This window comes from Pseudomonas sp. R76 (assembly GCF_009834565.1).
Lineage (GTDB): Bacteria > Pseudomonadota > Gammaproteobacteria > Pseudomonadales > Pseudomonadaceae > Aquipseudomonas.
This window is the reverse complement of the sequence record NZ_CP019428.1, coordinates 2,569,510-2,581,785: the sequence shown is the minus strand read 5'-3', so window position 1 is coordinate 2,581,785 and position 12,276 is coordinate 2,569,510. Positions and strand designations below refer to the sequence as shown.

Annotated in this window: 12 protein-coding genes; 9 read left to right on the top strand and 3 right to left on the bottom strand. The window is 62.3% G+C overall.

Annotation, left to right across the window (positions count from 1 at the left end):
* Positions 1-7 precede the first annotated feature (7 nt).
* Both PspR76_RS11945 and PspR76_RS11940 read right to left on the bottom strand, forming a co-directional pair.
* Positions 8-277, bottom strand: coding sequence for a hypothetical protein (locus PspR76_RS11945; protein ID WP_159955413.1), 270 nt, complete (start codon positions 275-277; stop codon positions 8-10).
* Positions 278-485: 208 nt separating this feature from the next.
* On the bottom strand, positions 486-1,226 hold the full coding sequence (locus tag PspR76_RS11940) for a hypothetical protein (protein WP_159955411.1): 741 nt from the start codon (positions 1,224-1,226) through the stop codon (positions 486-488).
* Positions 1,227-1,510: 284 nt separating this feature from the next.
* Here PspR76_RS11940 and PspR76_RS11935 point away from each other — a divergent pair, with 284 nt between their 5' ends.
* From PspR76_RS11935 to PspR76_RS11905, 7 genes are all read left to right on the top strand, one after another.
* Complete coding sequence (locus tag PspR76_RS11935; protein WP_159955409.1) at positions 1,511-1,963, top strand: (2Fe-2S)-binding protein; 453 nt, start codon at positions 1,511-1,513, stop codon at positions 1,961-1,963.
* Entirely contained in the window at positions 1,963-4,200 is a 2,238-nt protein-coding gene (locus tag PspR76_RS11930) for a xanthine dehydrogenase family protein molybdopterin-binding subunit (RefSeq protein ID WP_159955407.1), read from the top strand. The genes PspR76_RS11935 and PspR76_RS11930 overlap by 1 nt, the downstream gene beginning before the upstream one ends.
* A gap of 16 nt (positions 4,201-4,216) precedes the next feature.
* A complete protein-coding gene (locus tag PspR76_RS11925) occupies positions 4,217-5,557 on the top strand; it encodes a c-type cytochrome (protein WP_159955405.1) in 1,341 nt (446 codons plus the stop codon).
* 474 nt (positions 5,558-6,031) lie between these two features.
* Positions 6,032-6,334, top strand: coding sequence for a DUF6124 family protein (locus PspR76_RS11920; protein ID WP_159955403.1), 303 nt, complete (start codon positions 6,032-6,034; stop codon positions 6,332-6,334).
* A gap of 236 nt (positions 6,335-6,570) precedes the next feature.
* A complete protein-coding gene (locus PspR76_RS11915) occupies positions 6,571-7,518 on the top strand; it encodes an ornithine cyclodeaminase family protein (protein ID WP_159955401.1) in 948 nt (315 codons plus the stop codon).
* 21 nt (positions 7,519-7,539) lie between these two features.
* Complete coding sequence (locus PspR76_RS11910) at positions 7,540-8,673, top strand: NAD(P)/FAD-dependent oxidoreductase (RefSeq protein WP_159955399.1); 1,134 nt, start codon at positions 7,540-7,542, stop codon at positions 8,671-8,673.
* Entirely contained in the window at positions 8,673-9,299 is a 627-nt protein-coding gene (locus PspR76_RS11905; RefSeq protein ID WP_159955397.1) for a helix-turn-helix transcriptional regulator, read from the top strand. The genes PspR76_RS11910 and PspR76_RS11905 overlap by 1 nt, the downstream gene beginning before the upstream one ends.
* 136 nt (positions 9,300-9,435) lie before the next feature.
* Here PspR76_RS11905 and PspR76_RS11900 read toward each other — a convergent pair whose 3' ends face one another.
* The gene (locus PspR76_RS11900; RefSeq protein ID WP_159955395.1) at positions 9,436-10,212 is read right to left on the bottom strand and encodes an ABC transporter substrate-binding protein; all 777 of its coding nucleotides are present in this window, start codon (positions 10,210-10,212) and stop codon (positions 9,436-9,438) included.
* A 250-nt stretch (positions 10,213-10,462) separates the two neighbouring features.
* Between PspR76_RS11900 and PspR76_RS11895 the strand changes: the two genes are divergently transcribed.
* Both PspR76_RS11895 and PspR76_RS11890 read left to right on the top strand, forming a co-directional pair.
* Positions 10,463-11,212 (top strand): response regulator, encoded by a 750-nt coding sequence (locus tag PspR76_RS11895; protein WP_159955393.1) that lies wholly within the window; start codon positions 10,463-10,465, stop codon positions 11,210-11,212.
* A complete protein-coding gene (locus PspR76_RS11890) occupies positions 11,209-12,270 on the top strand; it encodes an ATP-binding protein (protein WP_159955391.1) in 1,062 nt (353 codons plus the stop codon). Before PspR76_RS11895 ends, PspR76_RS11890 begins: the two co-directional genes overlap by 4 nt.
* Positions 12,271-12,276 lie beyond the last annotated feature (6 nt).

Genomic DNA, 12,276 nt, shown 5'->3' with positions numbered 1-12,276 from the left:
CATCTGTTTAATCCACGTTGATCAACAGCGCTTGCATCAGATCATCCGCCTCAGACCCTGGTGAGAATCTGAATCCGTGCATTTCATCGCAGGCCAGAATGCCAGCGAGGGTGTCGCGTAATTGCGCCTCTGTCGGCGAGTCGCGCAGCATTTTGTGTGCGGGTAGAAGCAACTCGGCGGGAGCACCCTGGGCACTCGCTGCATCGATCACCGCGAAGAGAATAAATCGCAGGCGAACTTCGCGGTCAGTCGGCCAAACCGTTTTTCGCTTACCCAAGGTAGGCACTCTTCGTTAGGAAAAGTCCGAGGCTATTGCCGACCGGAGGGTGTTTCAAGCGGAGGGATACAAGATAGGCCACTTCCTACACAGGAAAGAGAGATGCCGCACCCATTTGGCGTTGTGCGTGTTTGCCCGTGGTGACCAAAAAAAGCGATGGAGCCCGTCCGAAGCGTTTAGCCCAGTCGCCCAGCGGCACTGGCGCCCCTCACTGCACCGGCAAAAAATTCATCAACAGCAAGCTCTGCGCGTAATTGAGCGCGACGCGCCGGTAGCGTTCGTCGAGCATCTGGGCGAGCAGGTCGAGGCGCGCGACCACTTTGCCGAACTCAACGGCAAAGCTGAGGTTGCTGCCCTCCCCCGATATCTCGTTGGAGAACAGCAGCAAGACGCCATTGGCGTCCTGGCGCTGGCTGAGCAGCCAGGTGGCTTTCTCGATATTGCGCGCAGCATTGCTGACAAATTGCGGGTTGATTGAGTCGGTTATATAGAACTGAGTGCGACCGCCGTGTGCGGTCACGATCATGCTGCCGATGGCATAGATAAACGCCCCGACCCGGTCGCCACGAAAGTCCGGGCTCAATGAATAGCTCAGTGCAACCAGGTCGCGACGGTCGCCCAAGGCCGGCAAAGGTTGACGGTTCTCGATGGCCTGGCGGATTTCCCGCGCGGCACTCACCGCATCCGGGTAACCCGATTGCCGCCACTGGTTGGGGTTGCGCAGGTAGAGCTTGTTCATCAGCAGGTACAGGCTTTTCAGGTTGTCGCGCATGCTTAAGGTGGCCATGCGATCTACGCTGGTCTGGAAGAATCCATCGGGTTTGCCATCGCTGAACTGCCTGGCGATGTCGCGGCTCTGCTGCTGGCTGCAACCGCTCGCGTAGAGCATAAACACCGCTGCAAACAGCAGCGGCCATCGGCTGATAAAAGCTATAAACGTTCGATCCATCGGCACCGGGTCTGGCTGCTGTCCACGCGCAGAATGAGCGCGGTCGTGACAGGGATAGATCAGGAGAATGAAAAAAAGTGCGGCGCGCAGGCTCAGTTCAGCAAAGGCCTACAGGCTGGAACGCCTGCGCAGTGGTGCAATCCTGTCGAATACTTGCCTAATCCTCCGACTTATCGATAACCGGATCGATAGGCGTTGCGCCGTGGTCTAGAGTTCAACGATGGGCGACCAATCGCCTGGCAATTATAAAAAAGCCACACCAACCGATGATAAGCAGGTGAGTCATGGAGCTACGCATTAACCAAAAGGCCTATCAAGTCGACGCCGACGCCGATACGCCGCTGCTGTGGGTAATCCGCGATGACTTGGGGATGACCGGCACCAAGTACGGCTGCGGGCTGGCCCAGTGCGGCGCCTGTTCGGTGCTGGTGGACGGCAACGTGGTGCGCTCCTGCGTCACGCCGGTGTCGGGTGTGGTCGGGCGCGAGATCACTACCATTGAAGCGATTGAGGCCGACGACGTCGGCAAGCGCGTGGTCGCGGCCTGGGTTGAGCATCAGGTGGCGCAGTGCGGTTACTGCCAGTCCGGGCAGGTGATGGCGGCCACCGCGCTGCTCAAGCACACCCCGGCGCCCAGCGATGCGCAGATCGAGGCGGCAATGATCAACCTGTGCCGTTGCGGCACCTATAACGCGATCCGCACCGCCGTGCATGATTTGGCCAAGGAGCGCGTCTGATGAACACACCCAAGGGATTCTTTGACGCGCCCCTGAGCGAGCCGGTCAACCTGTCGCGCCGCCACTTTCTGGCCAGCACCGCCGTGGGCGCGCTGGTGATCGGTTTTGGCCTGCCGCTGGGCTCACCAAGGGTGTACGCCGCCACGAACGCGGCGGCAGAACGCGGCACCCAGGTGCCGGCGTTTCTGGAGATTCGCCCCGACGGCAGCGTGCGCCTGCTCAGCCCCTTTATGGAAGGCGGCCAGGGCACCCACACGGCCATGGCGCAGATTGTCGGTGAAGAATTGGACGCCGACCCCGCCACCTTCGTGGTCGAGGCCGCGCCGCCTGGTGATGCGTACGTGGTGATGGAAAACGGCATGCGCATCACCGGCGGCAGCATGTCGGTGCGCATGAGCTACCCGGTCATGCGCCGCCTTGGCGCCCTCGCGCGCGCCATGCTGCTGCAGGCAGGCGCCGAGCAGTTGGGTGTGCCCGTGGCCGAACTGACCACGCAACCCGGCCGCGTGGTGCACACCGCGTCCGGCCGTTCGCTGGGCTACGGCGAGTTGGCCGGCCGCGCCCTCGACATGCCGGTGCCCGACCCGGCCACCATCACGCTGCGCGACCCGAGCCAGTTCCGCTGGATCGGCAAACCGGTCAAACGCCTGGATGCGTACGACAAATCCACCGGCAAGGCGCAATACAGCATCGACCTTAAAGTCGACGGCATGCTCCACGCCGCCGTCCAGCATGCGCCCCGCCTGGGCATGACCGTGGGCAGCCTGCGCAACCAGGCACAAGTGGAGGCCATGAAAGGCGTGCACTCGGTGCATCAATTGCCCGGCGCCGTGGCCGTGGTGGCCGAACGCTGGTGGCACGCCAAGCGCGCCGTGGAAGCGATCCAGGTGGAGTGGCTGGAAGCCGCCGCCGATTCCACCGTACGCGCGATGCCGGCGGATTTTTCCAGCGACAAGTACCGCGACTTCCTCGCCGCCCAGCAAGGCCCGGCGCGTGACGACGAGAACGAAGGCGACGTGGCCGGCACGCTGGCCAACGCCAAAACCAAGGTCGAAGCCACCTACCATAACCAGTACCTCAACCACGCGCAGCTGGAGCCGCCGTCGGCGCTGGCCCGCTTCAACCCTGACGGCTCGCTGGACGTCTGGCTGCCCAACCAGGCGCCGGACATGTTCCGCGCCGACATCGCCAAGCGCACCGGCCTCGATCCCGCAAAAATCACCCTGCACTCGCCGCTGCTCGGCGGCTTTTTCGGCCGACACTTCCTGTATGACTCGGCCAACCCTTACCCGCAGGCCATCGCACTGGCCAAGGCGGTGGGCCGCCCGGTCAAGCTGATCTGGAGCCGTGAAGAAGAGTTTCTGCGTGATGTGCTGCGCCCGGTCGCTGTGGTCAAGTTCCGCGCTGCACTGGATGCGCAAGGCTTGCCGGTGGCGATTGAGGCGGTGAGTGCCACCGAAGGTCCGTCTGAAGCCATCGCCGGCAAACAGGGCGAAAAGCTCGACCCAACGGCCCTTGAAGGGCTGTCGGGCAAGTCCTACGCGATTCCCAATAAACGCATCGCGCAGATCTACGTCAAAGGCGCGCCCATGCTCGGCTACTGGCGTTCGGTGGGCAATTCGCTGAACGACTTCTTCTACGAAGCGTTCCTCGATGAACTGGCCGACAAAGGCGGCCACGACCCGTACGAGTTGCGCCTGCACCTGCTGCGCGACAACAAACGGCTGACCACGCTGTTGCAAGCGGTGGGCGAGTTGTCCGGTGGCTGGAAACGTGGCCCGTACACCGCCGAAGACGGCAGCCGACGCGCACGTGGCGTGGCCATGGCCTCGCCGTTCGGCTCGCAGGCGGCAGTCGTCGCCGAAGTGTCGATCGAGAACGGCCAGGTCAAGGTGCACCATATCTGGGAAGCCATCGACCCGGGCAGCATCGTCAACCCGGCCATTGTTGAAGCGCAGGTGAATGGCGCGGTGGCCTTGGGCCTGTCGCAAACCTTGTTGGAGGAAGCGGTGTACGTGGACGGCAAGCCACGGGCGCGTAACTACGACCTGTACCCGATTCTGCCCCTGTCGCGGATGGCGCAGGTGCACGTCAAGATCGTCGAGAGTGGTGAAAAAATGGGTGGCATCGGCGAACCGCCGCTGCCCGCCGTGGCGCCGGCCGTGGCCAATGCGGTGGCGCACCTGACCGGCCAGCGTATTCGCAGCCTGCCCTTAAGCCGATACACCTTCGCCTGACCGACAAGGAACGCCCATGAACAACCGACGATTGGCTAGAACCGCAGGCTGGCTGGTGCTGGCCGGCGCGGTGGCAGCCGGTGTGCTGGCCTGGTACGTCACCCGCGAGCCCGCCTCGCCTTTTGAGCAACAACCCGCCGCCGGTTTCGACCCGGCACTGGTCAGTCGCGGCGAGTACGTCGCCCGCGTCAGCGACTGCGTGGCCTGCCACAGTTTGCCGGGCAAGGCGCCGTTCGCCGGTGGCCTGGAGATGGCCACGCCGCTGGGCGCGATTCACGCCACCAACATCACCCCCGACCGCGACACCGGCATCGGCGCCTACACCCCGGCCGACTTCGACCGCGCGGTGCGCCACGGCGTCGCGCCGGGTGGGCGCAGGCTTTACCCGGCCATGCCCTACCCGTCTTACGCCAAGCTCAGTGACGACGACATGCGCGCGCTGTACGCGTTTTTCATGAAGGGCGTGGAGCCGGCCAAGCAAGCCAACCTTCCCAGCAGCATTCCCTGGCCGCTGAATATGCGCTGGCCCATCGCACTGTGGAACGGCATGTTCGCGCCGAACGCCACTTACGCGGCCAAACCCAACCAGGACGCGCTGTGGAACCGTGGCGCCTATATCGTCCAAGGCCCGGGCCACTGCGGCAGTTGCCACACGCCGCGCGGGCTGGCGTTTAACGAGAAGGCACTGGACGAAACCGGCGCGCCCTACCTGGCGGGCGGGTTGCTCGATGGCTGGTATGCACCGAGCCTGCGTCAGGACCACAACACCGGGCTGGGGCGCTGGAGCGAGGAAGAGATCGTGCGGTTCCTCAAGACCGGGCGCAACCAGCATGCGGTGGTGTATGGCTCGATGACCGAAGCGTTTAACAACTCGACGCAGTTCATGAGCGATGAGGATTTGAATGCCATCGCCCGCTACCTCAAGTCGCTGCCCGGCGACCCGCAGCGCGACGGTTCGCCCTGGCAGTATCAGGCGGCCAATGCGCACGTGGATGCGCCTGGCGCGCGCACTTACGCGACCCGTTGTGCGTCCTGCCATGGATTGGACGGCAAGGGCCAGCCCGAGTGGATGCCACCGCTGGCAGGCGCCACCTCGGCACTCGCCAAGGAAAACGCCTCGGCGATCAACATCACGCTTAATGGCTCGCAACGGATCGTGACCGCGGGAGTGCCGGATGCTTACCGTATGCCAGCGTTTCGTGAGCAATTGTCGGATGAGGAAATCGCTCAGGTGCTGAGCTATGTGCGGGGTACGTGGGGCAACCATGGCGGTGCAGTCGATGCCGCGGCGGTGAACAAGCTGCGCGGGCATACCGATCCTGCGAGCAGTAGCCCGATTATTCTGCATATGCGTTAAGGCGCGGGTCGCAGATCGTTCCCACGCTCCGCGTGGGAATGCCCCCCGTGACGCTCTGCGTCACCCGTACGCAGAACTGGAAGCGTGCGCTGGCTGGCGGGACGCGGAGCGTCCCAGGAGGCGTTCCCACGCAGAGCGTGGGAACGATCTGATTAGTGGTATTGAGTCATGGTTTGTAAAGGGCCAGCAAGCCGTGTCTCTTTAAATTGCAGGACGTTTCCTAGACAATCCCTGCCGCCTTGTGCCTGTTGGAATCGATGGCTAGTCTGCGATCCGTCACTGCTCATCAGTGATCGGGTTTAGTCGCTCGGGTCTTACGTGGCGCATGGTTCTCCGTGAAGTTTCATGGTGGCTGTGCGTAGGGCACCTTCGGGTGCGCCGGTTTTCCACGTGACCGGTCGACTAACCTGCGTACAGCCGCCACCCAACGTTTAGTCGCGACGGGTGTCAGCTCCAACCATGTGGAGTTACACCATGAGAAAAGTCGTCCCCGATCCGCCCCTCAGTTCCGCCAAAGCCCGCGCCGCGTTCAATCGCGCCATTGACCATTACCTGCCAACCCAAGGTATTCAACTCGAAGACCTGAGCTTCGAAGACGCCCTGCTCTACACCGCCAGTTTGCTCGACAGTGCGTCGGCGACAACACTCAATTGCAGCGAGCTGCTGCCAAGCCCCGAGCGGGCGAAGATCTTGGCCGTGTGGCATTTGCTGGAAATGGCCAAGACCACCGTGGACCGCTCGATCGAGTGCCTGAACCCCGCGAAAACACCGGTCTAAACACGGTAGATCGTTCCCACGCTCCCGCGTGGGAATGCATCCCGTGACGCTCTGCGTCACTCTTACGCAGAACTGCAAACGTGCGCTGGCTGGCGTGACGCGGAGCGTCCCAGTAGGCATTCCCACGCAGAGCGTGGGAACGATCTGAACGGCGCCACAGATTTTTTTCGCCTGGACGTTGCCTGAGATAACTAAAAGTCCATAATGGACAAATTAGTTTATCTGCGGAGATAACCATGTCCAGCACGCCCCACGTGATCAACCAGGCCCAGGCCCGTGAATTACTCGCCCAGGTCGATGTGCCCCACATCCTGCACAAGCTGTTTCGCGACCTGGCGGCCGGGCAGGCGGTGCAGCCGGCGCAGCAGTTGGTGGAGTTCCCGCAAGGCGCCGGCGACTTTATCAATTACCTGGGCGTGCTGGCGGAAGATGAGGTGTACGGCATCAAGACCTCGCCTTACATCGTGCGCGAGCAAGGGCCGCTGGTGACCGCGTGGACGCTGTTGATGTCGATGCGCACCGGCCAACCGTTGTTGCTCTGCGATGCCGCTGAGCTGACCACTGCGCGCACGGCCGCGACTACGGCGTTGGCCGTGGATGCCCTGGCACCGGGAGCCGCCCGGCGCCTGGCGATTATCGGCAGCGGCAAGGTCGCGCAGGCGCACCTGCGCTATGTGCAGAACCTGCGCGATTGGCAAAGCATCCGTCTTTATTCGCCAAGCCTTGGCCGCGCCAGCGCAGGCACCCTCGCCCACCTCGATGGCCTGGACCCACGCCTGAGCCTGGCCGAGACCTGCGATGCTGCGGTGCAAGATGCAGACGTCATCCTGCTCTGCACCTCGTCGGCAAGCCCGGTGATCGACCCGATGCGCCTGAGCCAACCCGCACTGATCACGTCCATCAGCACCAACGCGCCGCGCGCCCATGAAGTGCCGCCCGCAAGCCTCAAGCACATGCATGTATTCTGCGACTATCGCCAGACCACCCCGGACGCAGCCGGTGAAATGCTGATCGCCGCGCAGCAGCATGGCTGGGACAAGCGCGCGGTGGTCGGCGACCTGCCCGAGTTGCTCAGCGACATGGTTCAGCGCCCGAGCTATGACCGCCACGTGTTTTTCCGCTCCATCGGATTAGGCCTGGAAGACATTGCACTGGCCAACGCCATCTATCACATCCAGCGCTAAGCACTTTTTCAGGAGAGGTTCATGAGCCACGCAGACTTCATCATCATCGGCGGCGGGATTGCCGGCGCCTCCACGGGTTTCTGGTTGTCGCAGCACGGCAAAGTGCTGGTGCTGGAGCGCGAAAACCACCCGGCCTATCACTCCACCGGGCGCTCGGCGGCGCTGTACACGGCGGCCTATGGCACCCCGCAAGTGCGCGCGTTGACCTTGGCCAGCCGTGAGTTTTTCGACAACCCGCCTGTGGGATTCTGTGAACATCCGCTGCTGACGCCCCGCGGCGAAATGACCGTGGATTTCAGCGGCGACCCGGCGGAACTGCACAACCAATACCTGAGTGCCAAGGCCACCGTGCCGCAAGTCGAGCGGCTGAGCGTCGACGAGGCGTGCGCGAAGTTACCGATCCTGCGTCGCGAAAAAGTCCACGGCGCGATCTTCGACCCAACCGCCAGCGACATCGACACCGACGCCCTGCACCAAGGCTATTTGCGCGGCATTCGGCGCAACCACAGCGAAGTGCGTACCGACAGCCAAGTGCTCGGTTTGAGCCGTGACGCCGACGGCCTGTGGCAGGTGCGCACCCAGGACGCGACCTACACCGCGCCGATCATCATCAACGCCGCTGGCGCCTGGGCCGACCATATCGGCGGGCTGGCAGGCGCGGCGCCCATCGGCCTGCAACCCAAGCGCCGCTCGGCGTTTATTTTTGCCGGGCCCGAGGGCGTAGACACTCACCATTGGCCGATGCTGGTGGCGCTGGACGAAGCCTTCTACATGAAACCCGACGCAGGCATGTTCCTCGGCTCGCCAGCCAACGCCGACCCGGTCGAACCGCAGGATGTGCAGCCGGAAGAGCTGGACATCGCCATGGGCATTTACCAGATCGAAGAGGCCACCACCTTGACCATCCGCCGCCCGACCCGAACCTGGGCCGGCCTGCGCAGTTTTGTGGACGATGGGGATTTGCTCTCGGGTTTCGATCCCCGAGTGCCTGGGCTGTTCTGGGTCGCGGCGCAAGGCGGTTATGGCATTCAAACTTCCCCGGCCATGGGCCAGGCAAGTGCCGCCCTGGTGCGCGGCGCGCCGCTGCCGGAGCAACTCACGCGGTTCGGCCTGGACGCTGGTATGCTCTCGCCCGTCCGCCTGGAGCCGCATTGATGAACACCGCCGAACACGACAAGGTCATGCAGAATTTTCGGGCGATTGCCGATGCGATCGCCACGCTATTCTTCCCCCACGCCGAAGTGGTGCTGCATGACTTGCGCACACAGAAAGTCGATTACATCGCCAACAACCTGTCCAAACGCGCCATCGGTGACGACTCGGCACTTGAGGACATGGTCAGTGATGACGTCAGCGAAGTGAATATCGGCCCGTACGAAAAGCTCAATTGGGACGGCCAGAAAATTCGCAGCCTGAGCACCGTGCTCCACGACCACACAGGTCACCGGCTGGCGGTGCTGTGCATCAACCTGAATATCTCGCTGTTCGAAAATGCCAAGGCGGCGCTCGACCTGTTTCTGTCGCCCAGCAAGCTGATCCCGCAACCGGACTCGCTGTTTCGCGATGATTGGCAGGAGCGCATCAACACCTTTTTGCATGCGTGGATGCGCGAGCGCCAGTTGAGCCTGAACCTGCTGACCCGAGACCACAAGCGCGAGCTGGTGCTGGCGTTGCATGCCGAAGGTGCGTTCAAGGGCAAGAGCGCCTCGAACTATGTGGCGAATGTGCTGGGGATGGGGCGGGCGACGGTGTACAAGCACCTGAAGGAATTGAAGGGCTGAGCAGATAATCTTCGAAACACCATCGATCAACTGTGGGAGCTGGCTTGCCTGCGATAGCGGTGTTTCAGGCAATGAATAGTTGACTGACAGATAGCTATCGCAGGCAAGCCAGCTCCCACATAGACCTCATTCAGCATCAGTCGCCGTAGATGTCGGACTTGAAGTACTGCTGTGAAATCTTCTGGTACTCGCCACTCGCCCGGATGCCGTCGATGGCTGCATTCAACTTGTCGACCAACGCGGTATTACCCTTGCGCACCGCGATCCCGGCGCCCTCGCCCACGTATTTCGGGTCTTTGAGCTCCGGGCCTACAAAGGCGTAGCCCTTGCCGCGAGGCATGGACAGGAAGTCGCTCAGCGGGATGGTGTCGGCAAAAATCGCGTCCAGGCGCCCTGACGCCAAGTCCATGTAGATTTCTTCGTTATTGCTGTAGCGCTTGACGTTGATGCCCTTGGGCTCGAACACCTCGGTGGCATAGCGATCGGTGGTGGTGGCCCGCTGCACACCGACGGCCTTGCCTTTGAGGCTGGCGTATTGGTCATCCACAACGGCGCCGTCCTTCATCACCAGGCGCGACGAGGTGAAGTAATACTTGTGGGTGAAGTCCACTGACTTCTTGCGGTCTTCGTTGATGGTCATGGACGACAACGCCATGTCGATTTTCTTGACCTTGAGGGAAGGAATCAGGCCGTCGAACTCACCTTCTACCCACACGCACTTGGCCTTCATCTGCGCGCACAAGGCGTTGCCGATGTCGTAGTCGAACCCTTCGATCTTGCCATCCTGCGTCTTGGAGGCGAACGGCGGGTAAGCCGCCTCGATGCCGATGCGCAGGGGTTTGTCGGCAGCCAGCACGTGGCTGGACGCAATCAGGCTCAGGGCCAGAGCGGAAATGAGCGTGTGTTTCTTCATGATCGTTGTCTCGCAAGTTGTTGTTGGTTTGGCAAGAAGTGAAGAAAGGGAACGGCAAAGATTTTTTGTACTTATTATTCCATATTGGACTTTTATGTATTTTCCGTCAATCCACGCCTGCGCTCGCTGAAATGATCGCGCCGGGCCAATATTTTCGCCCGCCTCCATCGTTTCTCCATAAAACCTCCCACGAAAGCGCATTGTCCGTGCGCATAATCACTCACGCCCAAGGCCCTTGGACCTCGCCACTATGAATGACTTCCCCGCTGCATCGCTGCCCCGACCGGACAACTCCCGGGACACCCAGGCGCTCGTGCTGATTGCGGAAGACGAGCCAGAGATCGCCGATATTCTGCTTGCCTACCTCAAGCGCAGCGGCTTTCGCACTGCCCACGCCATCGACGGCCGACGCGCCCTGGACATGCACCTGGCGCTCAAGCCGGACTTGCTGCTGCTGGATGTGCTGATGCCGCACGTGGATGGCTGGCAGGTGTTGGCCGAAGTGCGCCATCGCGGCAACACGCCGGTGATCATGCTGACCGCGCAGGACCAGGACATGGACAAGTTGATGGGCCTGCGCATCGGCGCCGATGACTACATCGTCAAACCGTTCAACCCGGCCGAAGTGGTGGCCCGCACCCAGGCGGTGCTGCGCCGCTCCCTTGATTACAGCTACCGCGCCAGCCCCACGGTGCTGCGCGTGGATGCGTTTGATATCGACCTGGAAAGCTACGAAGTCTCGGTGATGATCGCCGGCGAAAAAGTCCCGCTGGCGTTGACCGTCACCGAGTTCAGGTTACTCGCCCAGTTGGCCAAGGCGCCCAAACGCGTGTTTACCCGTGGCGAGCTGCTGGCCCAATGTTGCCCGGAAAGCGACAGCCTGGAACGCACGGTCGACAGCCATATCAGCAAATTGCGCCGCAAGATCGAAGAGTTGGGGTTGCAGGGCGTGCCGACCAGCATCCGCGGCGTCGGCTACCGGTTTGGAAGTGCCTCGTGAAAATGCTCAACGGCTTGAGCCGCCAGATCATCCTGTCCATGTCTGCCGTGGTGTTGTGCGTGATCGCGTTGGCAGTGATCGGCTCGTATATTTTCTATGCATTGTTGTGGAGATACTGGCCGCTCACCGACGAAGAAGTGAATGAATGGCTGCCGGCCAACATTGAGTGGATGTGGATGGGCCTGACCACCTGCGTGAGCCTGGCGGTGGGCTCCATCGTCGCGATGAAGCTGTCGCGACGGATCCTCATGCCGCTGAACTCGGTGGCCGAAAACCTGCGCAAACTGGCCGACGGCGACCTGGATGTGCAGGCCGTGGCCGGTGACCAGTCCATCGGTGAAGCGGCTATCCTGGTTGACGACTTCAACAGCATGGCCAAACGCTTGCAGCGCATGGCGCAAGAACAGGCGTTCTGGAATGCGGCGATCGCCCATGAACTGCGCACGCCCCTGACCATCCTGCGCGGGCGTCTGCAAGGGCTCGCCGAAGGTGTATTCGAGCCGGACACCGCCCAGTTCTACAGCCTGTTGGGCCAGGTGGAAGGCTTGACGCGGGTGATCGAGGATTTGCGCGTGGTCGGCCTGGCTGACAGCGGCTACCTGGAACTCAATCTGCAGGAAGCCGACTTGGCCGCCAGCATTGAAGACGCTGTGCGGCTGTTCGAACCGAGCCTGGTGGACGCCGGCTTCGTGCTGCAGCTGGACCTGCAACGCCGCACGATGCGCTGCGACCCGGCCAGGATCCGCCAAGCGTTGTTGGCGCTGCTGGACAATATCCGCAGGCATGCGACACCGGGGAACGTTGTCGTGCACCTGAGTACACGCGATGCCATCAACTACCTGCGCGTGCGCGATGACGGCCCCGGTATCGACGAGGGTTTCGCCAAGCATATGTTCGAGGCCTTCCAGCGCGGCGAAAACTCCCGCTCCCGCGCCCAGGGTGGCAGCGGCCTGGGCCTGGCGGTGGTGCGCGCGATTGCCCTCGCCCATGGCGGGGCCGTGACCTGCCGCCGAATGGACAACGGCGGAACGCTGTTCGAACTCAGCTGGCCTGTGTGATTTAAC